Below are 26,261 nucleotides of genomic sequence, written 5' to 3'. Positions count from 1 at the left end.
GCTCGCGCGCCTCGCGCTCCTGGCGGCGCTTCTCGGAATCCTCGCGCTGCTGCGATATCTCCGCCTCCGCCTGCTCACGCGCAATCATGCTGTCCTTGAACACCTGAACCGCGCCAGCCATCTCGCCAATTTCGTCGCGCCGCTCGCTGCCGGTGACGGCCACGCCGGTATCGCCCTGCGCAAGCGTTTTCATCACCGAGGTGATCCGGCTGATCGGCCGCGTCACCGTCATGATCACGACATAGAGGGCCAGGATCACCGAAACCGCAATCGCCACCACCGTGATGGTGATCAGCAACGGCCTCTGGGTATTGTAATAGCCGGTCAGTGCATCATTGACGGCGATCAGCCGTTCAGCATTCTGCTTGTTGATCGCCACAATGGCCTGGTTGAGCGCCTGACGGTTGGCGCGATTGGCGTCGTTGTTGCCCTGCTCGTTGGCTGCCTGCGGGCCGACTTCCACGCCAAGGCGCGCGGTTTCGCGCCGGAACTTGAGGAAGTCGTTGACCAGCCCGATGAATTTCTGCGCCCCTTCGGTCTTTACCGCATCGGGCCCGACCAGCCGGCTCCACTCCGCCATCAGTTCGTCGATCTGCCCGGTGAAGCGGTTGATGCCGTCGGCGAAGCGTTTCGCATCCTTGGCATCATCGGACATGTAGACGCCGCGTGAATCCATCACCACAGCATAGACCAGCGCATTCAGCCGCTCGCCGAACTGGGTCTGGCGGGCGACATCGACCATCAGGTTGGTCTGGCGCTCATACCGGTCCAGCGAGACCACACCCATATAGCCGATGGCCGCCGATGCAATGGCAAGCAGCGCGACCACGGCCAGCACCCGCGGCGCTATTCTGATATTGGAGGCGATGGACATCCTGTTTCCTTCCCGGACTGTTCTGCTGCGATACCGGGTCCGGCAGCACAGCCTGCTTTTTTATGCCGGGTTATCATCCCACAGCCGCAAGGTGTTCGGCAAAAGGATAGATACCACCACCAGTGCAACCCCGTGATTGCTATCTTTGGTGGTGTTTTCGCTTGTTCTTATTCTAAAAAATATACAGACGGACATGACCCCGCAGAAACAGAAATGGCCGGCCCCGCAACAGGGCCGGCCATGGGGATCAGGGCGGCAGCTGGCAGCTGCCGAGAGGTCAGGCGGCTTCAGAAACCTGCGGCACGCCGCGATTGAACAGGCGCGCCACATCGATCAGGGCCACCATGCGGTCTTCATGTGTCGCCAGGGCGCTGAGGAAATTGTGGTCGGCATCTGCCGCCGTCGCCGGCACGGGCTGCATGGCATCATCGGACAGGGCCAGAATATCGGAAACGGTATCCACCAGCAGGCCGCAGAGCTGGTCGCCGATCTCGACGACGATCACCACATTGGCATTGGTCGGCTCGGTGGCATCGGCACCCAGCCGCACCCGCAGATCGAAAATCGGCACCACGGCGCCGCGCAGGTTGATCACGCCGCGCACGAAGGGCGGCGTGTTGGGCAGCGGGGTGACGTCGGTCCAGGCGCGGATTTCCCGCACCGTCAGCAGATCCAGCCCGTAGGCCTCCTTGCCGATGGTGAAGGTGAGAATCTCCTGGGTCGTGTGCCGGCCTGCCGTCTGCAGGGCCTGGCCCGACTGTTTTGCCGCCTGCGGCAGTTTCTCGTCACCGGCGGTCGGGATGGTGGCTGGAGTGGTCATGGCTTTCTGCTTTCGACGCTATCCGCGGCGCCGCCCCGGGAACACTGGGCGGCGCTGGCCCGGATGGGATGGGTTTCGAGTTGGCAGTGGCCCCTTCGGCGGTCGGGCCGGCACCGGACATAACCCGTCTCGATGCTTCAGGAAGCCCTTGAATAAAACCCGATTTCCGGCCTTTCTGCAAACAGAATCGGTGCATTAACCACAGGTCCGGCCGGCTCACAGCACCAGTTCGATCAGCCGCGGACCTTTTTCCTGTACCGAGTCGGCAAAGGCAGTGACAAAGCCGTCCATATCCTCAACCCGGATGCCCGCCACGCCGTGCCCCCTGGCCAGCGCCACCCAGTCCGGATCCGGACGGTCGAGGGTCAGCATGTCGATGGCGCGCGGCCCCGGATTGGCCGCCCCGACATTCGCGAGTTCACCGCGCAGGATGTTGTATGAGCGGTTGGCGAATATCACGACCGTCACGTCCAGCTTCTCACGGGCCATCGTCCACAGGGCCTGCAGGGTGTAGAAGGCGCTGCCATCACCAGTCAGTGCGATCACCTTGCGATCCGGACAGGCAATCGCCGTCCCCACCGCCATCGGCAGGCTGTAGCCGATCGAGCCGCCCATATTCTGCAGCCAGTCATGCGGACCGGATGCCTCGCTGGCGGCAAAAATGCCGCGACCGGAGGTCAGCGACTCATCCAGCACGATGGCATGATCGGGAAGCAGGGCGGCAATGGCAGCGGCGATCTTCTCGAAACTCGGCGCGCCGCCGGGTAAAGCGGGCTTGGGCAGGGCCGGTGCCGCCGGCACCGTCTTCGGAGCCTTCACCGCATCGGCCAGACGTTCCAGCGCGTCCAGCAGATCGTCATCGACATCGGCCACCGGCGTGACATGGCAGCTGTCAGGGGTCAGCAGGCTCGGCTGGCCGGGATAGGCGAAAAAGGCGACCGGCCGGCGGGCGCCCACCAGCACCATCTCGTCCGTGTCCTTCAGGTAGGACAATGCCTGCTGCAGGATATACGGCACCCGGCCGACATGCGGCAGGCCGCCGCCGCGCTCCATGCGCGCGCTGGCACCGGGATTGGACAGCCGGCAACCGGTCGCCGCGGCGATGCGTGCCGCCACCAGCAGACAGGGCCGCAGCAGCGCATGGCCGCCCAGCACCAGCATGCCGCGCGGGCCGGCTTTTTTCAGGGCCGTTGCCGCCGCAAGGATCGCGCTGTCGTCCACCTTCGCGCGTGCAGGCACCGGCAGGACCGGCGCCGGCCCGGTCACCTCGGTCCAGGCGGTATCCGCCGGCAGCACCATGGTGGCGATGCGGCCGGAGCCGCTGCGCGCCACCGCCACCGCCTCGGCCCCCAGTTTCGGCACGTCATGCGCCGCCCGGGCGCGACCGAGCCATGCCGAAACCGGCTGGGCAATGCCGTCGATATCGGACGTCAGCGGCGCATCGTATTGCAGATGATAGGTGGCATGTTCGCCCACCACATTGACAATGCCGGAACCGGCCTTGCGGGCGTTGTGCAGGTTGGCAAGGCCGTTGGCGAGACCCGGACCAAGATGCAGCAACGTGGCCGCCGGCCGGTGAGTCATGCGCCAGTAGCCATCGGCGGCGCCGGTGACCACCCCCTCGAACAGGCCGAGCACGCAGCGCACCCCGGGAACATGGTCGAGAGCCGCAACGAAATGCATCTCCGACGTGCCGGGATTGGCGAAACAGGTATCGACGCCGGACGCCACCAGGGTACGGACCAGACTCTCGGCCCCATTCATCGCGCTTCCTCCTTGCAAACAGGGCCGCGATCAAACCAGATCGGGGCCCTGCTCCGCAAGTCGTCCGCGCACTGAGCGGTTGCCCGGCATGATTTACGCAGCGGCATCCGTCCGGAAGAAAGCCACCAGCTCGGCAAGCTCGACCGCCTGATTGGCCAGCGCTTGGGCCGAGGCCGTGGTCTGCTCCACCAGCGCCCCGTTGCGCTGGGTCATCTCGTCCATGCCGCCGACTGCCGTGTTGATCTGCTCGAGGCCTGTGGCCTGCTCGCGGGAAGCGGCGGCGATCTCGGCCACGATGTCGGACACTTTCTTGATCGCATCGACGATTTCACCAAGCGAAGCGCCGGACTGGCCTACCAGCGCCGCACCGGTCTTCACCTGTGCGTTGGACTCCGTGATCAGCGCCTTGATGTCCTTCGAGGCATTGGCCGAACGCTGGGCCAGGGCGCGCACCTCCTGGGCCACCACGGCAAAGCCTTTTCCGGCCTCGCCCGCCCGCGCGGCTTCCACCGAGGCGTTCAGCGCCAGCAGATTAGTCTGAAAGGCGATCTCGTCGATCAGGCCGACGATATCGACGATCTTCTGTGCGCTGGCTTCTATGCCGCTCATCGCGGTAACCGTCTGCTCGACGACCGCGCCGCCTTTCTCGGCAGTGTCCCGTGCCGTACTGGCCAGCTGGTTTGCTGCCTGGGCATTGTCGGCATTCTGTCGCACCGTCGTGGTGATCTCATGCATCGACGCGGCCGTCTGCTCAATGGAGGCCGCCTGGCTTTCCGTGCGCTGCGCCAGGTCCTGGCTGCCCGAAGAGATTTCTCCGGAAGCGTCGCGTACGGTCCGGCTGGTATCGACCAGTCGCCCGACGATCTCGGTCAGCCGGCTCGCCATGCCGTTGGCATCGGTCTGGATGCGGGCAAACACGCCGGCAAAGTCACCATTGATCCGCCGGGACAGATCGCCTTCGGCCATGGCCGCCATCATGCCGCTGATCTGCTGCAGCGAGCGGTCGGTCACATCCAGCAGCCGGTTGATCCCGTCGCCGATGCGTTGTGCGGCACCCCGCAATTCGCCGGTTTCGATGCGCCGCCCGAGATCGCCATCGACGGCCGCTTCAAGAATCCGGGCCACCGAGCGGTCGAGCAAATCCTCCTGCCGCTGCCGTTCGGTTTCGGCGGCCTCGCGCTCGGCGAGCTGAGCGGCCTGGGTCCGGGCATTTTCCTGCTGTAGCTGCTGGTTTTTTGCGATCTGCGCCTTGAAGACATCGAGACTGCGGGCAATGTCGCCGACCTCATCGCGCCGTCCGAGGCTCGGGATACTGACATCCTGGCGCCCGGCAATCAGGTCGCTGATCGTGCCCGACAGCCGCCGCAGCGGCCGGCTGACCAGCAGCTGGGTCCCAAGTACCAGGGCTGCCAGCAGGACCACCAGCAGCAGAATGCCGGCGATCATCGACTGCCGGGTCTCGGCATCGAGCGAGGCATTGAGATTGCGCAGGCTGAACGCCGTCAGCATGGCGCCGACATAGTCCCTGTTCTTCCCCGCCTGCACCGGCGCGGCGATGATGTAATGCTGGCCATTCGAATATGCGACGGTCCTGCCCGCCTTCAGGTCCGCCTCCATGGCGGGGGTGAAGTCGCCGGCCAGCTTGCCGTAGACCGGATAGCGCTTGCCCTCGAAACCCACAATCGGTTCCCGCTGGGCATTGAAGACCGCAACATTCGCAAGCGAGCTGCCTTCAAATTCCGCCACCCCCTCGAAAGTCGGCAGGATCGTATCCGGCTTATTCCAGCGCACGCCGCCGGAAATCTGCTGTGCCATCAGTTCGGCGACCTGCAGGTTGGCATCGCGGAAACCGGCCTCGGCATCGCCATGGCGTGTCCGGATTTGCTGCAGCACGGTCAGGGAAACCGCGATACAGACAATGACGGCAATCAGCAGGCCCAGTTTCTGCGACAGCGACAGGCGCAGCCCGGTCCGCCTCGCCCCCGCGATCTGCGGGGACGACGTCAACGTAGCGGTTTGCATGATGTGTCTCCTGTTCAGGTCGGCGATACAGGCGAGCCGTTCACATTTCCATCAGCAATTCGACATCAAGACCGACCGTGACGGCTCCGATGGCCTTGCCGGAAGCAGGATCGACCACGGTCATGCTGACCTGGGTCTGGAACTTCTGGGTCGATTCATCCTGATCGACCTTGTCGACGAAGACAGCGCCAGGGCCAACGGAATAGGTCTTCTGCCACTTGGCCTCGTCGCCCTGCCAGTAATCCGAGGTCACATCCGACTGGCCGACATTCAGGCCCTTGTCATCCATCACGAAGATCTCGGTCACCAGCCCCTTGGACTCGGCTTCCCTCTTCTTCAGCCAGACCGACAGGGCGTTGCCCACCACGGAGTCGATCAGCGGTTTGCTGCCCCCCTTGGTCTCGGCACGCCACTGCTTGTCGAGTGCATCGATCTTGTCCTGGGTAAGGCCGGCATGCTTGGCATTCTGCGCCTTCACGGCTTCGACAACGATGGCATCCTGCATCCAGCCCTTCAGCGTTTTCTCTGCCCAGGCTTTCGCCTTGGGGGCATGATCCTGCGCCTGCACCTGTGGCGCGACCGCCAGAGCGACAGCGGCGGCGACAGCAATGATGGCGATACGGATGCGCGGATAGATGGTCATTGGTTTCTCCCTCGGTTCACGCGACTGCTTATTCTGTGGGTCGCACTCATTCTGTGATTGCGACCATGGCACAGCAGACAAACCGGCAGGAGTAAAAATTCAATAACGCGTCGATACACTCACTCCACTGACTACCATAAAGAGTGGATGCGGTGCACACCGGGATGCAGCAGCGTGCATCTCGGGTACAGACCTCTCAAAAGCCTGCTTGCTGTCCTCAGACCGTTGCGATCGGCGAGGAAGGCGAGCCAACCGCACCGGTCAGGCGCAACGGCGGCGCAGTCAGCAGGAAACGGCTGCGGCCATTCTGCTTGAGATACGCTGCCAGCTCGGACAGATACCACAACTCGCCCAGCGGCACCCCGAGCTTGAACAGGCAGTGCTCATGCAGCGGCAGCATTGCGTGGCTGCCGTCCACCGGCTTGGCCGGCAGGCCCTCGACTGCGTAGTTGTCGGCAATCAGGCAGGACAGGCCGCTGTCCGTGATCCACTTCAGCAAGGCCTGGTCGCGGCCATCCAGCACGGCACAGGAATTCTCCAGCCTCTGCAGATCGGGCTTCTTCTGCATCGACAGGATCACGTCGCCGAAACCGGTATACAGGCAGAACATGTCGCCCTTCCCGACCTCCACCTTCTGCGCCTGCATGATGCGCATCAGCCGGTCGTAGCCGATCCAGTCGCGCGTCTCGCCGACCTCGTCCTTCAGGTTGAGCAGAACACCCCGCCCCTGCATGCCGTGGCGGGCGAAATTGTGGATGCCGAGCGCCTCGGTGCCGGGCGATGGGAACCGCTCCAGCCGCGGCTCGCCAATATTGCGGTCGGGCACATCGGGGACGTCGCTGCCGCCGCGCCAGCCATTGTAGAAAACCCGCTCCGGCTGGCCATCGCCATCGGCATCGAACATCGAGCCGATATGGGCAAAGCTGTCCCACTGCGTCGAATACTGCAGGTACAGCAGGGCCGCATCGTCGCTGGACACATCCGTGACATGCGGGTCATACATCGACAGCGGCAGCGCCATATTCGGCCGGCCCTCGCGCACCACGGCAAACAGCTGCGGTGGAAAGCGGCGCGGATTGAGCAGGTTGCCGCCGGGATATTCCAGCGGCAGCGACAGGCAGAAGCTGCGCCCGTCGCGCACTTCGGCCACCCCCTGCTTCACTTTCTCCGGCGTGATCCAGTTGACCCTGCCAAGCCGGTCATCCGGCCCGAACTCGCCCCAGTTCGACCCCTCGGGCCGGTTCTTCCAGCGTGACATTGATCCCCTGTCGGTTGCTCAGGCGGCGCGGGCCTGCATGGCCCCCACCGAATACTCCTTCCAGCGCGCCTCGACTGCCTCGTGCAGGTCGTGTTTCAGCCCCGCGGCGAAGACGCACTCGGCAATCAGGAACATCGGGCCGATCAGGGCCTGCAGCAGGTTGTCGGCCAGAGCCGGGCGGCGCCCCTCGAAGACATGGCCGACCAGCTGGAATACCCAGCCGCCGACGAAGAACACGGCGAACGCGATCCAGCCGGTCATGCTGCCGATCTGCGCCACCTGTTCGGCCAGCATCAGCAGCGCGAAGCCGGCCAGCACCATCAGCCCTCCGATGGTGCGGTCGAGCCAGAGATAGAAAATGCCGGTGGCCAGCCACAGCACGGTCGCCACCGTGATCACCCGCTCGCCCCCCCACAGCTCGGCCAGCGGCAGCCAGTGCAGCGGGATGAAAATCGCAAATACGATGGCCGGGATGCCGATGAAATGGGTGGCCCGGTTGCGGGCATCGCGATGATAGGCGGAATACATGGCCATCTGTCTGACAAAGAACGGGTTCATGGCGTTTCCTCCAGCGGCATCCGTCTCGGCCGCGACTCGCCCCGAGTCGCGCGGCGGCGCCTTTGCTGTGGATAAGCCTAAGCTCCTCTAACCCTTTGTCAATCGCAGGAATTCCATGGTTCCGTAGCGACGGCCGGAATCAGTTTGACTCTATTGCACCGCAATCTATTCTCGCCGCGTCGCATTCAGTTCGGCGGGAGAGGTGCCAAACCCGGAATAAGCGGGGGCCGGCACGCCGAAGGAGCAACCGCCCCGGAAACTCTCAGGCCAAAGGACCGCCCGGACTGGCGACACTCTGGAAAGCGGATCGGGGGTCCAAGCCCGGTCCCACCGAAGGAGTAAGCAGGCCGGCCCCAGAATCCGGTGCTGCGAATCTCTCAGGTCCCGGGACAGAGGGGGCGTCGGGCGAAACCATCCGCCCGGGCGACTCCGACTCTGTTCTGAAGGGACCCGACGCTTGGGCGATACAGCCGAAAACCTCAAAGTCACGCCGTTGCATGCGCTGCATAAAGAGCTGGACGCGCGCATGGTTCCCTTCGCCGGTTACGACATGCCGGTGCAGTATCCCGCCGGCATCCTCACCGAACACAGGCACACCCGCGCCGCCGCCGGCCTGTTCGATGTCTCGCATATGGGACAGGTGCGCATCACCGGCGCCGACCCGGCCAAGGCGCTGGAGGCCCTGGTGCCCGGCGACCTCGTTGCCCTCGATGTCGGCCGGATGCGCTACACGGTCTTCACCAATGATGCGGCTGGCATTCTCGACGACCTGATCGTCAACAAGCGCGACCGGGACCTCTTCGTCATCGTCAACGCGGCCTGCAAGGAACAGGATATCAGACACCTGCAGGACAACCTGAAGGGGTGCGAGGTCGAATACCTGGAAGACCGCGCGCTGATCGCCCTGCAGGGCCCGCAGGCAGTGGCAGTACTCAGCCGGCTGAACAGCGTGATGCCGGCCATGAGCTTCGGCATGGGCGCAACCCTGGCTCTGGGCAAATACGAGGCCTTCGTCACCCGCTCGGGCTATACCGGCGAGGACGGCTTCGAAATCTCGCTGGCCGCCGGCCAGGCCGAGGAGTTCGCCCGCTGGCTGATCGCCCAGCCGGAGGTGAAGCCGATCGGCCTCGGCGCCCGCGATTCCCTCCGCCTCGAGGCCGGCCTCTGCCTCTATGGCCATGATATCGACACGACCACCACGCCGATCGAGGCCGGGCTGGCCTGGACGATCTCGAAACGCCGCCGCGAAGAGGGTGGCTATCCCGGCGCCGCCATCGTGCAGCAACAACTGAAGGACGGCGTCGCCCGCAAGCGCGTCGGCATCCAGCCCGAGGGCCGCGCGCCGGCCCGCGAGGGCACCGAGGTACTGAACGAGGCGGGCGAGAAGATCGGCGTGATCACCTCCGGCGGCTTCGGCCCCAGCGTCGATACCCCCGTCGCCATGGGCTATGTCGCCACCGAATACGCCAAAGCCGGCACGCCGCTCGGCCTGTCGGTGCGTGGCAAGACCCTGCCGGCCCGGACCTGCACCCTTCCCTTCATCACCAAACGCTACGCCAAGTAAGGAGACGTATCCCCATGACCGTTCGCTACACCAAGGACCACGAGTGGGTCCGTCTCGACGGCGATGTGGCCACCATCGGCATCTCTGATTACGCCCAGAGCCAGCTCGGCGATGTGGTCTTCGTCGACCTGCCGGCACCAGGCAGGAAGGTCGCGGCGGGTGACGAAGTGGCGGTTGTGGAATCTGTCAAGGCCGCCTCGGAAGTTTACGCGCCGGTCGGCGGCGAGGTCGTCGAGGGCAACCAGGCCATTGCCGATGATCCGGCACTGGTCAACCGCGAGGCCCAGACCGGCGGCTGGTTCGTCAAGCTGAAGGTGGCCGACAAGGCCGAACTGGATGCCCTGATGGACCAGGCTGCCTATGACGCCTTTCTCAAGACTCTCTAGATCCCTGTAAGGAGCGCCCGATGCGCTATCTTGGTCTGACCGAAGCCGACCGCCGCGACATGCTGGCGGTGGTCGGCGCGTCCGGAATCGACGCGCTGTTCAAGGACGTGCCTGCTGATGCGCTGAACGCGCCGATCGACCTGCCGCCGCACCAGGGCGAGCTGGAGGTCGAGCGGCAATTCGCCCGGCTGGCAAAGAAGAACCTGTCGCCCTCGGAAGTGCCCTGCTTCCTCGGTGCCGGCGCCTATCGCCACCATATCCCGGCGGCGGTCGACCATCTGATCCAGCGCTCGGAATTCCTGACCTCCTACACACCCTACCAGCCCGAGATCAGCCAGGGCACGCTGCAGTACCTGTTCGAATTCCAGACCCAGGTGGCGATGATCACCGGCATGGATGTCGCCAATGCCTCGCTCTATGACGGTGCCACCGGCGCCGGCGAGGCCGTGCTGATGGCCCAGCGCGTGACAAAAAAAACCAAGGCCGTGCTGTCCGGCGGCCTGCATCCGCATTACCGGGACGTGGTCACCACCCTGATGGGCCAGACTGACCAGCCCTATGTCTCAGCACCCGTTGATCTGAACGGCACGGAAGACCTGAGCAGCCTGATCGACGACAGCACCGCCTGCGTCGTCGTGCAGAACCCGAGCGTGTTCGGCCAGTTGCGCGACCTGTCGGGTCTCGCCAAAGCCTGCCAGGCCAAGGGCGCCCTGCTGGTCGTGGTGGTCACCGAGGTCACCTCGCTTGGCCTCGTTACGCCGCCGGGCGCGATGGGTGCCGATATCGTGGTGGCCGAGGGCCAGGCCATCGGCGTGCCGCTCAGCTTCGGCGGACCTTATGTCGGCCTGTTCGCCACGCGCGAGAAATACGTGCGCCAGATGCCGGGCCGTCTGTGCGGCGAAACCGTCGACCAGGATGGCCGCCGCGGCTTCGTGCTGACCCTGTCGGCACGCGAGCAGCATATCCGCCGCGAGAAGGCGACCTCGAACATCTGCACCAACTCTGGCCTCTGCGCGCTGGCCTTCACCATCCATCTGAGCCTGCTGGGCGAAGCCGGCTTCACCCGGCTGGCCGCGATCAACCACGGCAAGGCCGTGCAACTTGCCGACAGGCTGGCCGCGCTGAAGGGCGTCGAGGTGCTGACCGGCAGCTTCTACAACGAATTCGCCGTGCGGCTGCCCAGGCCGGCAACGGCCGTGGTCGAGGCCCTGGCCGAGCGCAAGATCCTTGGCGGCGTGCCGGCGGTGCGGCTCTATCCGGGCAACACGGCACTGGACAACGTACTGCTGCTGGCTGCCACCGAGACCAATTCCGAGGACGACATCAATGTCCTCGTCGCCGCCCTGAAGGAGGTGCTGTGATGCTGAATCGTCAGGGACGCCCGACCACCCCGAACCAGCAGGCCGAAAGCGAGGCCGCCGGCACCATCACCGGCAACCGCGGGCTGCTGATGGAAGAGGCGCTGATCTTCGAGCAGGGCGAGGCCGGCCGCACCGGCGTCGACCTGCCAGACGCGCCGAAGGGCGCCGACCGCCTCGGCGGCCTGAAGCGCGCCGGAAAGATCGGCCTGCCTGGCCTGAGCGAGCCGCAGGTGATCCGCCATTTCGTGCGGCTGAGCCAGAAGAACTATTCCATCGATGCCGGGCTCTATCCGCTCGGCTCCTGCACCATGAAACACAATCCGCGCCTGAACGAGAAGATGGCGCGCCTGCCCGGGCTGGGCGACATCCACCCGCTGCAGCCGGTCTCCACCGTGCAAGGTGCGCTGGAACTGATCGACCAGCTTGCCGGCTGGCTCAAGACGCTGACCGGCATGCCAGCGGTGGCGATGTCGCCGGCCGCCGGCGCCCATGGCGAGCTCTGTGGCCTGATGGCGATCCGTGCGGCCCTGAAGGCGCGCGGCGATGTGCGCAAGCGCATCCTGGCGCCGGAATCCGCCCACGGCACCAACCCGGCCACCGCGGCGATGTGCGGCTATGTGGTCGACCCGATCCCGGCCACCGAGGACGGCCGCGTCGACCTCGACGCGCTCAAGGCCAAGCTGGGACCCGACGTCGCGGCGATCATGCTGACCAACCCCAACACCTGCGGCCTGTTCGAGCGCGACATCCGCAAGGTGGCCGACATGATTCATGGCGTCGGCGGTTTCTTCTACTGCGACGGCGCCAATTTCAACGCCATCGTCGGCAAGGTGCGGCCGGGTGATCTTGGCATCGACGCCATGCACATCAACCTGCACAAGACCTTTTCGACACCCCATGGCGGCGGCGGCCCGGGCTCGGGTCCGGTCGTGCTGTCAGAGGCCCTGAAGGATTTCGTGCCGGTACCTTACGTGATGCATGACGGTATCGGTTACCGCCTCGTCGAGCAGGATGACGGCAAGAGTTTCGGCCGCATGAAGGGCTTCCACGGCCAGATGGGCATGTTCATCCGTGCGCTCGCCTACATGCTCAGCCATGGCGGCGATGGCCTGCGGCGCGTCTCGGAAGATAGCGTGCTGTCGGCCAATTACGTGATGGCCAGCCTGAAGGACGTGATGAGCCCCAGCTTCGAGGGCCCCTGCATGCACGAGGCTTTGTTCGACGACGACTTCCTGAAGGAAACCGGGGTCACCACGCTGGATTTCGCCAAGGCGATGATCGACGAGGGCTATCACCCGATGACGGTCTACTTTCCGCTGGTGGTGCACGGCGCCATGCTGATCGAACCGACCGAGAGCGAAAGCAAGGACAGCGTCGACATGTTTGTCGCCACCCTGCGCGGCCTGGCCGAAAAGGCGAAGCAGGGCGATCAGGCGGCCTGGTTCCAGGGCGCGCCCCGCCTGACCCCGCGGCGGCGTCTCGACGAGACCCGTGCCGCCCGCAGCCCGGTGCTGCGCTGGAAGCCGGGCAGCAACGGCGCCCCTGTCGGGCAGGCTGCGGAATAGATCAAGGCCCTCAAGGCATTGCCAGACCGCCCGGCCAGCATTGGCCGGGCGGCTGCGCATGGGCCAGCGCGGAAGCAAGTCGGCATGTACCTAAAAGGGTATTCACCAGGGACACTGCACTTATAAGTGGATATTGTGGCACCCGGGGAATGGTCCCCGTCCTATGTCAAAGGGAAATCCCATGGCAGCCACGATCAACGAAGTTCCGCTTCAGCTTCTCGGGCAGAATGCCGTCGCCTACACCACCACCGGCGCCTCGCCGACCGTGATCATTCCGTCCGGCTCGAATGTGCGCGGCGTGATCCTGCGCACGGCGATCCTGACCAGCTCCGGTCCGATTCCGGGCACCCCGGCGCAGCTCTATGCCGACAACAACATCAGCTCGCTGCCGCCGCCACCGCCGACGCCCGGCCCCTCGTCCACCCGGTATATCCTGGTGCTGCCGACCGGCGGTGGCACCACCGCCCTGTCGCAGATCATCTGGCCGTATTACCTCGATCCCGGCCTGGGCCTGGCCCTGAACGCCCCGTCGCCGGGCATCACCCTCTATGCCTCGTGGGACTTTGCCGCCTAGCCGGCATTCCGCTCAGCCTCCCGGCCCGGCCCGGCGGTCTCCGCCGGGCTTTTTTACGGGAACTGATTTCACTGAAACTGACGACTGGCGGCCTGGCCGGACGCCGGTACTGCAGATCAGCCCCGGCCCTCGGCCTGCTGCTGCAGACCCAGCAGCAGCCAGGCCAGCAGCGCGAAACCGAGGCCCGGCAGCAGCATGCTGGTGGCAACAAAGCGCCAGTTGAGAGCGCAGGTATAAGGCAGCGCGCCGCCCCGGCTCATATCGATGGGCAGGATGCCGCCAACCGTGGGCATGCACAGCCCCATCGGCTCGTAGCCCTGGGTCCGCAGCAGCAGGATGCCGAACAGCAGCACCGGCAAACCAAGGCCGATGGCAAGGCTGAGCAGGATGCGCCCGGCAGCCGAACGCGGCGGGGCAGGCAGGAACCACATGGCGGTCTCCGTAATGACTGCAGCCAGTCTACCGTTCCGGCAGCCCGAAGCCAACCGGATGGCAGTGGCCCGGCAGCGCCGCCTGAACACGGGCCACCGTATCCTCCGGCCTGCCGCTGGCATCGATGTGGCACCAGCCTTCCGGTGCCTGCAGATGCGCCGACTGCCACCGCACAACGGCAGCATCGGCATCGGAGGCATCGTTGCGCCGGGCCATCACACGCGCCCGCAGCAGGTTTTCCGGTGCCTCCAGCCACAGGCCGCTGAACTCCGCCCCGGTTTCCTTGGCCAGGGCCTGCACGGCTGCCGCCTCGTCGGCACGGCCGAAAACCGCGTCAAGGACGACAGCATTGCCGCCGGCCAGCAGGCGGTGTGCCTGCTCGTAAAGCACGGCATAGGTCTGCTGGCTGGCTGCCGGCGAATAGGCCTCGGCCGGCAGGCGCTCCTGCGGATTCCGGCCATGCAGGGACTTGCGGATCACATCGCTGCGCAGGATGACCGCGCCGCAGACCGCATGAACCGCCGGGGCAACAGTGCGTGCGACGGTCGATTTTCCGGTACCCGACAGGCCGCCGATGGCGATCAGGACCGGATGTGCCGGGACAAGCGCGGACCGCGCCAGCGACAGGTAGCGCCGCGCCTCGGGCCAGGTCTCCGGGTTGAGCGCCGCGACATGGCAGCGCACCGCCGCACGTACCGCCACATAGAGCGGCAGCAGGGCCACGCCGTCATGATCGCCGCTGACTTCGAGATAGCGACTGAGTGCGGCATTCGCCAGATCACGGCGGCCGCGCGCCAGCAGGTCCATCAGCAGGAAGGCAAAATCATACAGCGTGTCGCAGGTTGCCAGACCATCGTCAAATTCGAGGCAGTCAAACAGAACCGGATGGCCGTCCAGCAGGACGATGTTGCGCAGGTGCAGATCGCCATGGGCGCGCCGGATGCGTCCCGCCGGCCTGCGGGTTCCGAGCCGGCCGGCCTGCGCAGCCAGCTCCCGCCCAAGCGCCTCCCGATAGCGGGCCAGTTCGGCTGCCGGCAGGGCGGCAGCGTCGAGGCGGTGGAACCCGGCCTCGTTGGCCCGGAGCGCGACATCGAGGGCGGCGGCCCCATCCGTGTCCACCCGCTCGGCGCCCTCATGGAAACATGCGATCTCGGCAGCCAGCGCCGTAACCGTGCCGGTTGTCAGTTCGCCGCGGGCGATCACCCGGTCCAGGGTCTGCTCCGGATCGAAGCGCTGCATCTCCACCAGCCAGTCGACGATCACGCCCTTGTCATCCAGCGCCAGGCGGCCATCGGCGGCACGTCGCACGGCCTGCAGGCCGAGATAGAGATCCGGAGCCGTACGACGGTTCAGCACCAGCTCGCGCTCACAGGCGGCGTGCCGCCGTTCAAGCGTCGAGAAATCCACATAGGGCAGCGAGACCGCCTTCTTCAGTTTCCAGGCGCGGTCGCCTGACAGGAAGACCCTGGAGATATGCGTCTCGATCACCGCATCCGGCGGCGGATTGAACAGCGCGGCGATATCGGCGGGATTTGCATCGGCCATGCCCCGATTATGACATCAGGACCGTGACGAAACTTTGACCCAGCGCAAGGCCCGGCCTGTGTGGCCCGAGGATGCGGGTTCAGGCCGCCTTCGACCAGCTGCGGTCCACCAACTGCACGATCTCGCGCATGATCTGGGTCAGGTCGTAGTCCTTCGGCGTGAACACGCCGGCAATACCGGCCGCTTTCAGACGCTTCTCGTCCTCGGGCGGGATGATGCCGCCGACCACCACCGGCACGTCGCCGATGCCGTCCTTGCGCATCCGTTCGATCACTTCGGTGGCAAGCTCGACATGACTGCCCGACAGGATCGACAGACCGACCAGATGCACCCCCTCTTCCAGGGCCGCGGCAACGATCTGCTCGGGCGTCAGGCGGATGCCTTCGTAGACCACTTCCATGCCGCAGTCGCGCGCTTTCACTGCGATCTGCTCGGCACCATTTGAATGCCCGTCAAGACCCGGCTTGCCAACCAGCAGCTTGACCGGGCGGCCGAGCCGTTTGGCCACGGCAGCCACTTCGGCCCGCAGCTCATCCATGCCGTCATCGGCCAGCGCGTTTGCGGCGGCGGCCACGCCGGTCGGCGCGCGATACTCGCCGAACACGCTGCGCAGGGTGGCGGCCCACTCGCCGGTTGTGACACCGGCTTTCGCGGCAGCGATACTCGGCTCCATGATATTGCGGCCTTCCTGTGCCGCTGCCTTCAGCCCGGCCAGCGCGGCATCCACGGCTTTCTGGTCGCGCTGCGCCCGCCAGGCCTTCAGCCGTTCGATCTGCTCGGCCTCGGCCGCCGGATCGACCGTCATGATCGCACCGCCTTCGCTGGCCACCAGCGGCGACGGCGCGCTCTCGGTGAATTTGTTGACGCCGACCACGGTGATGTCGCCAGTCTCGATACCGCGCACGCGGGCCGTGTTGCTCTCGACCAGCGCCTGCTTGAGATAGCCGCTTTCCACCGCGGTGATCGCGCCACCCAGATCGCCGATGCGCTTCAGTTCGGCACGGGCGGCATCCTTCAGCTCGGCAACCTTCTTCTCGATGGCCGGGTTTCCGTCGAACAGGTCTTCGTATTCCAGCAGGTCGGTCTCGTAGGCAACGATCTGCTGCAGGCGCAGCGACCATTGCTGGTCCCAGGGCCGCGGCAGGCCGAGCGCCTCGTTCCAGGCCGGCAGCTGCACGGCGCGGGCGCGGGCCTTCTTCGACAGCACCACGGCCAGCATTTCGAGCAGGATGCGGTAGACGTTGTTCTCCGGCTGCGGCTCGGTCAGGCCGAGCGAGTTGACCTGCACGCCATAGCGGAACAGCAGCGCGCGCGGATCGGTGACGCCATAGCGCTCGCGGCCGATTTCCTCCCACAATTCGACGAAGGCGCGCATCTTGCAGATTTCGGTGACAAACCGGATGCCGGCATTGACGAAGAAGCTGATCCGGCTCATGGCCTGCGGGAAATCCGCGGGCGGTACCTGGCCGCCATCCCGCACGGCATCCAGAACCGCCGTCGCGGTGGCCAGCGCGTAGGCCAGTTCCTGCACCGGCGTGGCCCCCGCCTCCTGCAGGTGATAGCTGCAGACATTGGTCGGATTCCATTTCGGCAGCTCGCGATAGGTGAAGGCGATCACGTCGGTGATCAGCCGCATCGATGCCGCCGGTGGGAAAATGTACGTGCCGCGCGAAAGGTATTCCTTGATGATGTCGTTCTGCACCGTGCCGTTCAGGTCGGCCCGGTTTGCGCCCTGTTCCTCGGCCACCGCGATATAGAGGGCCAGCAGCCAGGCCGCCGGCGCATTGATGGTCATCGAGGTATTCATCTGCGCCAGCGGAATCTGGTCGAACAGCACCCGCATGTCGCCCAGATGGCAGACCGGCACGCCCACCTTGCCGACCTCGCCGCGGGCCAGCACATGGTCGCTGTCATAACCGGTCTGGGTCGGCAGGTCGAAAGCCACCGACAGGCCGGTCTGGCCGCGCCCGAGATTGGTGCGGTACAGCGCATTCGAGGCTTTCGCCGAACTGTGGCCCGAATAGGTGCGGAACAGCCAGGGTTTGTCGCGAGCGGGCATTTCCTCAGCCTTTTGTGCGAGTGCGAACGATTCTTGCGGCGAAGGCTTCCGCCGGACGAGTCGAGGTCATAATTTTATTCCATGTCAAGTTGACGTAAGGTTATTATGTTGCCTCTTGCGTCATGCAACTGAAATATCATAACCTCTGCTGCATTGCAAAATGATCTTGCCATTCTTTCGCTGACGCGAAAAGATGTCAGGCGGGTTGCAAGCCGCCGTCTCGCGGCGCCGGCCCAGGCTAATCCCGGCCGGTCCGGCCCAACAAGACAGAAATCACCCCCGCCAACCGGGGGGCAGGGAAGCAAAAAGGAGTTTCGCCATGTCGAATGCGGGTGGGTCCGTGGTCGCGCTGCAGACCACGAACGGAGCGCCCTCCAAGGGTGGATACAAGGACCTCTACGAGGTCGGCGAGATTCCGCCGCTTGGCCATGTGCCCAAGCAGATGTATGGCTGGGCGATCCGGCGCGAACGCCACGGCCCGCCGGAAGATTCGATGCAGCTGGAAGTGCTGCCGACGCCGGAGATCGATGCCGACGAGGTGCTGATCCTCGTGATGGCCGCCGGCGTCAACTACAACGGCGTCTGGGCCGGCCTCGGCGTGCCCATCTCGCCGTTCGACGTGCACAAGGCCGAATACCACATCGCCGGCTCGGATGCGTCCGGCATCGTCTATGCCGTCGGCCGCCGCGTGAAGCGCTGGAAGGTCGGCGATGAAGTCATCGTCCACTGCAACCAGGATGACGGCGACGACGAGGAGTGCAATGGCGGCGACCCGATGAACTCGCCGACCCAGCGCATCTGGGGCTACGAAACGCCCGATGGCAGCTTCGCGCAGTTCGCCCGCGTGCAGTCGCGCCAGCTGATGCCGCGACCCAGACACCTGACCTGGGAAGAAAGCGCCTGCTACACGCTGACGCTCGCCACCGCCTACCGCATGCTGTTTGGACATCGCCCGCATATCCTGCGGCCGGGCCAGAACGTGCTGGTCTGGGGTGCCGCCGGCGGCCTCGGTTCGATGGCGATCCAGCTGATCGCGATCTCGGGCGCCAATGCCATCGGCATCATTTCCGACGAATCGAAACGCGATTTCGTCATGAGCCTCGGCGCAAAAGGCGTGATCAACCGGAATGACTTCGATTGCTGGGGTCAGTTGCCCCCGGTGATGGATACCGAGAAATATGCCGAATACATGAAGAAATGCCGCGCCTTCGGCAAGGCGATCTGGGACATCACCGGCAAGGGCAATGACGTCGATTTCGTCTTCGAGCATCCGGGCGAACAGACCTTCCCGGTCTCCTGCTTCGTGGTGAAACGCGGCGGCATGGTGGTGTTCTGCGCCGGCACCACCGGCTTCAACATCACTTTCGATGCCCGCTTCGTGTGGATGCGCCAGAAGCGCATCCAGGGCAGCCACTTCGCCAACCTGCTGCAGGCCAGCCAGGCCAACCAGCTGGTGATCGAACGGCGACTGGACCCCTGCATGTCGGAAGTGTTTTCCTGGGCCGACATCCCGCGGGCCCACACCAAGATGTGGAAGAACCAGCACAAGCCCGGCAACATGGCGGTGCTGGTCAGTGCCAAGACGCCCGGCCTGCGCACGATTGAGGATGCGATCGAAGCGGGGAATGCCTAACCCTTCTCGACGCTGACCGGCCGGCGGGAGCGATCCCGCCGGCCGTACATCCGTATCATTGACCGCCCACCGCTTCTGATTGCGAGCGACCGCCATGTCTGCTGCCCCGAAACTGTCCGATACCTCCGACAGCCTGATCATCGCCGGCCTGATCCCCGCCTGCGGCACCGCACTGAAGGCGGCCGAACAGCTGCTCGGCACGGCCACGGCTTCGGTGGCCCAGCTGATCCGCGGGGCCGATGGCCGGATCGATGCTGCCAAACTGGAGGGGGAGCAGTTTGCCAGCCATGGCCTGTCCTGGCTGGCCACCTATATAGCGACCCTGAAGGAAACCCTGCACTGGGCCGAACGGCTGCAGGAAGAAGGCGGCCTGCGGGAACTGGAGCAGCTGATCCTGCAGGCCGGTTTCGGCGAGTATCTCTCGCAGATCGCCGGCGGCATCCCGATGAGCCAGGTGGAAATCTGCCGGCTGTCGGATATGGGCGTGCCGGCCGAGGCACAGCAGGCCCTGCTGCAGGTCGCCGAAGTGGCGCTGCTGACCGCGCGCGGAAATACCCCGGCGGTGCGCAGCCGCATCGCCGCCCTGATTGAGGATGGCCTCGCCACCGGCGATTTCGGCGCAACCGGGCTGGACGAGACCATGGCCATGGTCCGCGAGCAGTTCCGCCGTTTCGGCGAGGACAAGGTGGCTCCCTTCGCCCATGACTGGCACCGCCGCGACGAGTTCATCCCGATGGAGGTCGTGCAGGAGATGGCCGAACTCGGGGTCTTCGGCCTGACCATTCCAGAGGAATTCGGCGGCCACGGGCTTGGCAAGATGGCCATGTGCGTGGTTTCCGAGGAGCTGAGCCGCGCCTATATCGGCGTCGGCTCGCTGGGCACCCGCGCCGAGATCGCCGCCGAGCTGATCATGTGCGGCGGCACCGAGGAGCAGCGGAAAAAGTGGTTGCCGAAACTGGCCTCGGGCGAGATTCTGCCCACCGCCGTCTTCACCGAGCCGAATACGGGTTCGGATCTCGGTTCCCTGCGCACCCGCGCGGTGAAGGACGGCGATGTCTACAGGGTGACCGGCAACAAGACCTGGATCACCCATGCCGCCCGCACTGACCTGATGACGCTGCTGGCCCGCACCGATCCGAACGAGAAGGGCTACAAGGGCCTCTCCATGTTCCTCGCCGAGAAGCCGCGCGGCGACGACGCCAATCCCTTCCCGGCCGAGGGCATGACCGGCGGCGAGATCGAGGTGCTCGGCTATCGCGGCATGAAGGAATACGAGATCGGCTTCGACGGTTTCGCCGTGAAGACAGAGAACCTGCTGGGCGGCAAGGAAGGCCAGGGCTTCAAGCAGCTGATGGAGACCTTCGAGAGTGCCCGCATCCAGACCGGGGCCCGCGCGCTCGGTGTCGCGCAATGCGCGCTGGAACTCGGCCTGAAATATGCCACCGAGCGGCAGCAGTTCGGTAAGCCGATCTACAGCTTCCCGCGCGTGCACGGCAAGATCGCCTGGATGGCGGTCGAGACCATGATGGCGCGCCAGCTCTGCTATTTCGCCGCTCGCGAGAAGGACGAAGGCCACCGCTGCGACCTTGAGGCCGGCATGGCCAAGCTGCTGGCCGCCCGCATTGCCTGGGCCAATGCCGACAACGCCCTGCAGGTGCATGGCGGCAACGGCTATGCCGAGGAATATCCGATCAGCCGCGTGCTGTGCGACGCCCGTATCCTCAACATTTTCGAGGGTGCCGCCGAAATCCAGGCCCAGGTGATCGCCCGCCGCCTGCTGGAACAGCGCAACGGCTAGGCCGGCATGTTCTCCGGGCCGGCCCGGTTGCGGCCGGACTTCGGTGCGGACCTCCGGTGCCGGCCTTCCGGTGATCCACAGCCGGGGCGGCCGCATCCCGGTCCTCCTCATCCCGATCTACCGCATCCCGGTCGCCCGGCCAGGGCACCATCACGACGGCACCCGCCTCCAGCAGGCGCCGCCGCTCGGCATCGCTCCGTTCCTGCAGCGTGGCGGCGATCCTGTTGCAGCCTGCGGTCCGGGGCATGGCCGGATCAGGACGACGGCTGCTGCGGCACGGCACGGCGGAAGACATGCGGTGACACCGTCGCCAGCAGGAAGCCGGACAGGATCAGGCCGATGCCGGCAACATGGAAGCCGCGGATCGGTTCGCCAAGCAGCAGCCAGGCCAGCAGGGCGGTAAACACGGCAACCAGGTGGAACGAAATGCCGGTCACCGTGGCGCCCAGCCGCGCGACGCAGTGGTTCCACAGGATGAAGGCCAGCAGCGAGGCGAACACCCCGATATAGAGTACGGCACCGGCCGCCGCGGCATTGATCGGCAGCCGGGCTCCGTGCGCCAGTTCCCAGATCCAGAAGGGCAGCAGCACCGTGAGGCCGGCGGCCATGCAGGCCGCCAGAAAGACCAGCGCATCCAGCCCGGCCGGCCGGCGGCGCAGCAACACCGAATACAGGGCATAATTCAGCACCGCCAGCAGCACCAGCAGGTCGCCCGGCGCCAGCTGCAGAGCCAGCAGGGCCGCCCAGCTGCCTCTCGCCACGATCCAGGCGACCCCGGCAAAGGAAATGACGACGGCAACCAGCACCCGGAGCCCAACCGGCTCGCGGCCCAGCCCCATTGCGACCAGCGGGATCATCAGCGGCAGCGTCGAGTTGAGAAAGGCGACATTGGCTGCCGGGCTGGTCTGCAGGGCGACATAGGCCAGCGCGTTGTAGCCGGCAATACCGAAGCCGCCACACAGGGCGATCAGCCAGCGGTGCCGCCACAGCAGGGCACGCTGCCGCCACATCGCCGGCGCGACGAACGGCAGCAGCAGCAGCAGGGCCACCAGCCAGCGGCCGACTGCCAGCGAAACCGGCGGCATGGTCTGGCTGACGGCGCGACCGATCACCAGATTGCCGGCCCAGAATGCCGGCGGCAGCCAAAGCAGCAGCACCGGGCGGGTCCAGACGGCCTGCAGCCAGCGGGGCATGGCCTAGCGCCCGTCGAGGCCGATCCGGATGCGGCGGTTATGCCGGCCCTTGTTCTCGATCTTGAGGATCCGCACCGGTCGCGAGGCACCCGTGGCGGCCAGATGCGTGCCGCCGCAGGCCTGCCGGTCCAGGCCCGCGATCTCGATGATGCGGACCAGGCCGTCTTCGGTCGGCGGCGGCGCCACCGAGCGGGAGCGCAGCAGGCCTTTCTCCTCCCGCGCCCGGTCCAGGCCGACATAGTTTTCCAGCACCGGCAGATCCTGCCGGATAGCGTCGTTGACGGCCGGCTCCAGCGCCCGCAGGCGGTCGTTGTCGGCATCGGGCAGGTCGAAATCGATCCGCGCCGTGCCGTCGTCATTCATCTGCACCCCGGTCACCAGCGCCCCATCGAAGGCTGCGAAGACGAGGGCATTGAGGATATGCAGGTCGGTATGCAGTTCGCGCATCATCTGCCGGAAGGCCGGGTCGACCACAGCCGCCACGCCACCGGACACGACGGCATCCGACTGCAGCCGGACCCAGAACTGCCCGTCATGGTCCTCGAAGCCGCCAACCGCCGCCTCTCCCCCGGCCCAGCGCAGCAGGCCCCGGTCCGGCAGCTGGCCGCCGCCGCCGGGATAGAACGGGCTGGCCTCCAGCAGCACGGCACCGGGCCGGGCATCCAGCACCCGGGTCTCCATCTGCATCAGGTCGGGATATTCGTGACAGACATAACGGGCCATTGCCTTCTCCTTGCCGGGAGAAGCATGCCAAGCCCGACCGGCGGCTTATTGGCAAAAATTGCGCGCCGCCTGGGCAACCATATATTGCCGTGGCGTGATGCCGAGGGCCCGGCGGCAATGCCGGTTGAGTGCGCTCTGGTCGAAAAAGCCGGCGGCCAGGGCCACCTCCGCAATCGGCCGGCGGGCCTTCAGAAGGTCCAGCGCCACGGCAAGGCGGATCTGGGTCAGATAGGCGTGCGGGGTAAGCCCCGACATTTTGCGGAACAGGCGGATCAGCTGGAACGGGGTCAGGCCGGCAATATCTGCCAGGTCCTGGAGAACCAGCCGTTCGGCATGACGGTCATGCATGACCGTCACCAGCCGCCGGAACAGCTTCTCGTCACGCGGGTCCCCGGCGATCGCATGCTCCCGCCGGCTGCCATGCCGCCGCAGCAACAGGCCGAAGCACTCGGCCAGCAATTCCTGCCCCTCCAGCCCCGCACCACCGCCCTCCCCCTCAAGGACAGCATGCAGCCGCAGGAAGGCATCGATCAGACCCGCATCCCGGTACAGGTTGGCATTGAAATACGGAGCGGCCTCGACGCCGACAAGCCGGCCGATCCCGGCAAGCGCTGCCTGGTCGAGATACAGGGAGCGGTACCGCCAGCGGCGGCTGCGCGCCATGCGCCCCGAATGCGGCTCGCCCGGGTTGAAGACGAGCAGCACGTTCTCCCGCGCCTCCTCCGTGCAGCCCCGGCTGGTGAATTCGGCACCGCCCATCTCGGTCACCGCCACAACCAGGGCGTCATGGCTGTGCGGCGCATAGTCATGGGCGGTGAAATCGGCCTGCAGCAGACTCAACCCGGGCATGGCCGGGGACAGCCAGAAACGGGCCGTATTGCGGGATTCACTGCGTAGCATTGCGGTTGCCGCCTCCTTCACGGTCAGGATAGAGGCGGCCAGCAATGGCGGCCAGAGGGGATTTACCCCGATCTCGGGTATAGATGGCGCAGACCACCGGCACAGGGCGCGACGGATTGCCGCGCACCCGCCCCCTCCGTGGAATGGTTGGAGCAGAAGCGCCGGCGCGGTATCCTGCCGGCATGGAACAGATGATCCACACCCTGATCCCGGTCTTTGCCGTCGGCACCTTCCTGGTGCTCTGCGTCGGCATCTATTCCCTGTTCCGGGGCGGCAGCTTCAACCGCTCCTATTCCAACAAGCTGATGCGCCTGCGCATCCTGCTGCAGTTCATCGCCATCATCCTGATCGCGGTGGCCAGCTTCGCCTTCCGCGGCTGAGATACGCGCCATGGTCAAGCTGGATCGTATCTATACCCGCGGCGGCGACAAAGGCATGACATCGCTGGGCAACGGCGAGCGGGTGCCCAAGCATGACCTGCGGGTCGAAGCCTATGGCGCCGTCGACGAAGCCAATGCCACCATTGGGTTGGCGCGGCTGCATACCGCCGGCAGCGACCTGGATGCCATGCTGTCGCGCATCCAGAACGACCTGTTCGACCTTGGCGCCGACCTGTCCACCCCCGAAGACGAGGAATCCCGCCGCCGCCCCCTGCGGGTCGCCCAGGTCCAGGTCGACCGGCTGGAAGCCGAAATCGACGCGCTCAATGCCCGGCTGTCGCCGCTGACCTCCTTCGTCCTGCCCGGCGGCAGCCCGGTCGCTGCTCATCTGCATCTGGCCCGCACAATCGTCCGCCGCGCCGAACGGCTGGTCACCGCCCTGCAGGATGCCGAGACCATCAACCCGGCGGCGCTCGCCTATATCAACCGGCTGTCCGATCACCTGTTCGTCGCCAGCCGCCACGCCAACCAGGACGGCATCGGCGACGTCCTGTGGGTGCCGGGGCTCAACCGCGGCTGATCCGGCCGCTTATTTCCGCCCTGTCCGTCCCTTCCACGCCCGGCAATTTCTGCCGGTCCGCCCTGTCCTTTGCAGCCCGGCGGCAGAAGCTGCCGCCAGGCCGGCTCCCGTCATCCATGTGAAAAAGCAGGAATATCAATATCTTGAAATGTGCCAAGGTCTTTGGCACGCGGCTTGCTCTGTATGGGCCAAATCGGTTTCCAGCCAGGAGGCAGTGTTATGACGATCAGTGGCGCAATGCAGACCGCGATTACCGGCCTGAACGGCCAGTCGACCGCGATCAGCTTCATTTCGGACAACGTCGCGAATGCCGGCACCATCGGCTACAAAAAGGTCGAATCGCGGTTCCAGACCCTGATCACCAGTTCGAGTGCGCAGGCGAACACCCATTCGCCGGGCGGCGCGATCAACCAGCCCTTCTTCGCCAACAACACACAGGGCTCGATCCAGCAGGTCTCCTCGACCACGTCGATCGCCATCGTCGGCGCCGGCTTCATCCCGGTCTCAAAGAAAAACGGCACCGACGGCAATACCGGCCTGCCGACCTTCGAGACCACCGGGTATTTCACCCGTGTCGGCGACTTCAACCAGAATGACGACGGCTATCTGGTCAACTCGTCGGGCTACTTCCTGCGTGGCTGGTCGATCGACCCGGTAACCGGCGTGGTCGATACCTCGACCACCACCGAGGTGCGCGTGTCCAACCTGCTGGATGCTCCCGTGGCTTCCAGCATCGTCGACTATGCCGCCAACCTGCCGTCCAATGCCACCAACACCACCGGCACCGTGCCCGCCACGCTGCCGGCCAGTTCGATCCAGATTTTCGATGCCCTGGGCAATGCCCGCACGCTCGATCTGACCTGGACCCGTATCGGCACCAACACCTGGACCCTGGAAGTCGGCGCATCCGGCTCCAGCTTCGCAGGCGCAACCGTCGCTCTCGGCCCGGCCACGGTCGTTTTCGGCGGCACCCTCGGTGCCACGGTGACCGACCCCGGCACGATCTCGGCGCTGACCACGGCTGGCGGCCTGACCGGCTCCACCGCCGGTGCGATCAACGACGACGCTTCCTTCAGTTTCACCCTGAATTACGGCTCCGGGGCCCAGGCGATCCGCCTCGACCTCGGCTCCTACGGCAACTCGATCGGCACCACCCAGTATGCCGGCGATACGCTTACCCTGAACGACTTCAGCCAGAACGGCGTGCCGCAGGGCAACTTCAAGAGCCTGTCGATCGACCAGGACGGCTTTGTCTCGGTCACCTTCGACAACGGCAACGTCAAGCAGTTCTACCAGATCCCGGTGGCCCGCTTCCGCGACCCGACCGAGTTGGACCGCGTGGCCGGCAACGCCTTCGTGGAAACGCCAAATTCCGGCGCCGCCGTGCTCGGCCAGTCCGGATCCAGCGGAGCAGGCGACTATGTCTCGGCAGCCATCGAACAGTCGAATGTCGACATCGCCGAGGAGTTTTCCAAACTGATCGTCGCCCAGCGCATCTACTCGGCCAATGCCCGGCTGATCACCGCCTCCGACGAACTGTTGCAGGAAACCATCAACATCCGCCGCTAGGCGTGACCTGACTGCCGGACGGCCCAGCCGTCGGGCAGCACCAGGACCCGCGGCGGGACA

23 protein-coding genes and 1 riboswitch are annotated in these 26,261 nt (G+C 65.6%); of the genes, 10 read left to right on the top strand and 13 right to left on the bottom strand.

Features of this window, described 5'->3' with window-relative positions:
* From ACEQZY_RS03340 to ACEQZY_RS03310, 7 genes are all read right to left on the bottom strand, one after another.
* Nucleotides 1-874: HAMP domain-containing protein (locus tag ACEQZY_RS03340; RefSeq protein WP_370152246.1), on the bottom strand; the 874-nt coding region annotated here is incomplete at its 3' end.
* A gap of 277 nt (nucleotides 875-1,151) precedes the next feature.
* Complete coding sequence (locus ACEQZY_RS03335) at nucleotides 1,152-1,694, bottom strand: chemotaxis protein CheW (RefSeq protein WP_341702971.1); 543 nt, start codon at nucleotides 1,692-1,694, stop codon at nucleotides 1,152-1,154.
* A gap of 216 nt (nucleotides 1,695-1,910) precedes the next feature.
* Nucleotides 1,911-3,458 carry an acetolactate synthase large subunit gene (locus ACEQZY_RS03330; protein WP_370152243.1) on the bottom strand — a complete coding sequence of 516 codons (1,548 nt, stop codon included), beginning with the start codon at nucleotides 3,456-3,458 and terminating at the stop codon, nucleotides 1,911-1,913.
* 93 nt (nucleotides 3,459-3,551) lie between these two features.
* Nucleotides 3,552-5,480 carry a methyl-accepting chemotaxis protein gene (locus tag ACEQZY_RS03325; protein ID WP_341702969.1) on the bottom strand — a complete coding sequence of 643 codons (1,929 nt, stop codon included), beginning with the start codon at nucleotides 5,478-5,480 and terminating at the stop codon, nucleotides 3,552-3,554.
* Between the two features lie 40 nt (nucleotides 5,481-5,520).
* Nucleotides 5,521-6,123, bottom strand: a complete 603-nt coding sequence (locus ACEQZY_RS03320; protein WP_341702968.1) for a hypothetical protein — start codon at nucleotides 6,121-6,123, stop codon at nucleotides 5,521-5,523.
* A gap of 217 nt (nucleotides 6,124-6,340) precedes the next feature.
* Nucleotides 6,341-7,381 (bottom strand): cyclase family protein, encoded by a 1,041-nt coding sequence (locus tag ACEQZY_RS03315; protein ID WP_341702967.1) that lies wholly within the window; start codon nucleotides 7,379-7,381, stop codon nucleotides 6,341-6,343.
* An 18-nt stretch (nucleotides 7,382-7,399) separates the two neighbouring features.
* A complete protein-coding gene (locus ACEQZY_RS03310; RefSeq protein ID WP_341702966.1) occupies nucleotides 7,400-7,939 on the bottom strand; it encodes an Mpo1-like protein in 540 nt (179 codons plus the stop codon).
* A 184-nt stretch (nucleotides 7,940-8,123) separates the two neighbouring features.
* A riboswitch (glycine riboswitch) is annotated at nucleotides 8,124-8,227 on the top strand.
* Between the two features lie 169 nt (nucleotides 8,228-8,396).
* On the opposite strand from ACEQZY_RS03310, the gene gcvT reads away from it, so the two are divergent.
* From gcvT to ACEQZY_RS03285, 5 genes are all read left to right on the top strand, one after another.
* On the top strand, nucleotides 8,397-9,503 hold the full coding sequence (gene gcvT, locus ACEQZY_RS03305; RefSeq protein ID WP_370152238.1) for a glycine cleavage system aminomethyltransferase GcvT: 1,107 nt from the start codon (nucleotides 8,397-8,399) through the stop codon (nucleotides 9,501-9,503).
* 14 nt (nucleotides 9,504-9,517) lie between these two features.
* The gene (gcvH, locus tag ACEQZY_RS03300; RefSeq protein WP_341702964.1) at nucleotides 9,518-9,889 is read left to right on the top strand and encodes a glycine cleavage system protein GcvH; all 372 of its coding nucleotides are present in this window, start codon (nucleotides 9,518-9,520) and stop codon (nucleotides 9,887-9,889) included.
* Between the two features lie 20 nt (nucleotides 9,890-9,909).
* Nucleotides 9,910-11,250, top strand: coding sequence for an aminomethyl-transferring glycine dehydrogenase subunit GcvPA (gcvPA, locus tag ACEQZY_RS03295; RefSeq protein WP_370152235.1), 1,341 nt, complete (start codon nucleotides 9,910-9,912; stop codon nucleotides 11,248-11,250).
* Complete coding sequence (gene gcvPB, locus ACEQZY_RS03290) at nucleotides 11,247-12,815, top strand: aminomethyl-transferring glycine dehydrogenase subunit GcvPB (protein WP_370152232.1); 1,569 nt, start codon at nucleotides 11,247-11,249, stop codon at nucleotides 12,813-12,815. Before gcvPA ends, gcvPB begins: the two co-directional genes overlap by 4 nt.
* A gap of 181 nt (nucleotides 12,816-12,996) precedes the next feature.
* The gene (locus tag ACEQZY_RS03285; protein ID WP_341702962.1) at nucleotides 12,997-13,389 is read left to right on the top strand and encodes a hypothetical protein; all 393 of its coding nucleotides are present in this window, start codon (nucleotides 12,997-12,999) and stop codon (nucleotides 13,387-13,389) included.
* Nucleotides 13,390-13,505: 116 nt separating this feature from the next.
* Here ACEQZY_RS03285 and ACEQZY_RS03280 read toward each other — a convergent pair whose 3' ends face one another.
* From ACEQZY_RS03280 to ACEQZY_RS03270, 3 genes are all read right to left on the bottom strand, one after another.
* Nucleotides 13,506-13,820, bottom strand: a complete 315-nt coding sequence (locus ACEQZY_RS03280; protein WP_370152229.1) for a hypothetical protein — start codon at nucleotides 13,818-13,820, stop codon at nucleotides 13,506-13,508.
* A gap of 28 nt (nucleotides 13,821-13,848) precedes the next feature.
* Complete coding sequence (locus tag ACEQZY_RS03275) at nucleotides 13,849-15,366, bottom strand: AAA family ATPase (RefSeq protein ID WP_370152227.1); 1,518 nt, start codon at nucleotides 15,364-15,366, stop codon at nucleotides 13,849-13,851.
* A gap of 79 nt (nucleotides 15,367-15,445) precedes the next feature.
* Nucleotides 15,446-17,425: a protein meaA gene (locus ACEQZY_RS03270; protein ID WP_341702958.1), complete on the bottom strand. Its 1,980-nt coding sequence runs from the start codon at nucleotides 17,423-17,425 to the stop codon at nucleotides 15,446-15,448.
* A gap of 319 nt (nucleotides 17,426-17,744) precedes the next feature.
* Between ACEQZY_RS03270 and ccrA the strand changes: the two genes are divergently transcribed.
* Together ccrA and ACEQZY_RS03260 are read left to right on the top strand one after the other, a co-directional pair.
* Nucleotides 17,745-19,058, top strand: a complete 1,314-nt coding sequence (ccrA, locus tag ACEQZY_RS03265; RefSeq protein WP_341702957.1) for a crotonyl-CoA carboxylase/reductase — start codon at nucleotides 17,745-17,747, stop codon at nucleotides 19,056-19,058.
* A gap of 94 nt (nucleotides 19,059-19,152) precedes the next feature.
* Complete coding sequence (locus ACEQZY_RS03260; RefSeq protein WP_341702956.1) at nucleotides 19,153-20,856, top strand: acyl-CoA dehydrogenase family protein; 1,704 nt, start codon at nucleotides 19,153-19,155, stop codon at nucleotides 20,854-20,856.
* A 254-nt stretch (nucleotides 20,857-21,110) separates the two neighbouring features.
* On the opposite strand, the gene ACEQZY_RS03255 is transcribed toward ACEQZY_RS03260, so the two are convergent.
* From ACEQZY_RS03255 to ACEQZY_RS03245, 3 genes are read right to left on the bottom strand one after another with little or no spacing between them, the layout of a single operon-like run.
* Nucleotides 21,111-22,049 carry a DMT family transporter gene (locus ACEQZY_RS03255; RefSeq protein ID WP_370152222.1) on the bottom strand — a complete coding sequence of 313 codons (939 nt, stop codon included), beginning with the start codon at nucleotides 22,047-22,049 and terminating at the stop codon, nucleotides 21,111-21,113.
* A 3-nt stretch (nucleotides 22,050-22,052) separates the two neighbouring features.
* Nucleotides 22,053-22,772, bottom strand: coding sequence for an alanyl-tRNA editing protein (locus ACEQZY_RS03250; RefSeq protein ID WP_341702954.1), 720 nt, complete (start codon nucleotides 22,770-22,772; stop codon nucleotides 22,053-22,055).
* Nucleotides 22,773-22,817: 45 nt separating this feature from the next.
* A complete protein-coding gene (locus tag ACEQZY_RS03245) occupies nucleotides 22,818-23,621 on the bottom strand; it encodes an AraC family transcriptional regulator (protein WP_370152219.1) in 804 nt (267 codons plus the stop codon).
* A gap of 242 nt (nucleotides 23,622-23,863) precedes the next feature.
* On the opposite strand from ACEQZY_RS03245, the gene ACEQZY_RS03240 reads away from it, so the two are divergent.
* The 3 genes from ACEQZY_RS03240 (at nucleotide 23,864) to ACEQZY_RS03230 (ending at nucleotide 26,201) form a co-directional block, all read left to right on the top strand.
* Nucleotides 23,864-24,052: a twin transmembrane helix small protein gene (locus tag ACEQZY_RS03240; RefSeq protein ID WP_341702952.1), complete on the top strand. Its 189-nt coding sequence runs from the start codon at nucleotides 23,864-23,866 to the stop codon at nucleotides 24,050-24,052.
* Between the two features lie 10 nt (nucleotides 24,053-24,062).
* Nucleotides 24,063-24,632, top strand: coding sequence for a cob(I)yrinic acid a,c-diamide adenosyltransferase (locus ACEQZY_RS03235; RefSeq protein WP_370152216.1), 570 nt, complete (start codon nucleotides 24,063-24,065; stop codon nucleotides 24,630-24,632).
* Nucleotides 24,633-24,851: 219 nt separating this feature from the next.
* Nucleotides 24,852-26,201, top strand: a complete 1,350-nt coding sequence (locus tag ACEQZY_RS03230; protein ID WP_341702950.1) for a flagellar hook protein FlgE — start codon at nucleotides 24,852-24,854, stop codon at nucleotides 26,199-26,201.
* The last annotated feature ends 60 nt before the right edge of the window (nucleotides 26,202-26,261 follow it).

Origin of the sequence: Ferrovibrio sp. (assembly GCF_964218355.1) — a bacterium.
In the GTDB taxonomy this organism is placed as follows: Bacteria; Pseudomonadota; Alphaproteobacteria; order Ferrovibrionales; family Ferrovibrionaceae; genus Ferrovibrio.
The sequence above is the reverse complement of the archived record's forward strand: the minus strand, read 5'-3'. Positions and strand labels throughout refer to the sequence as shown.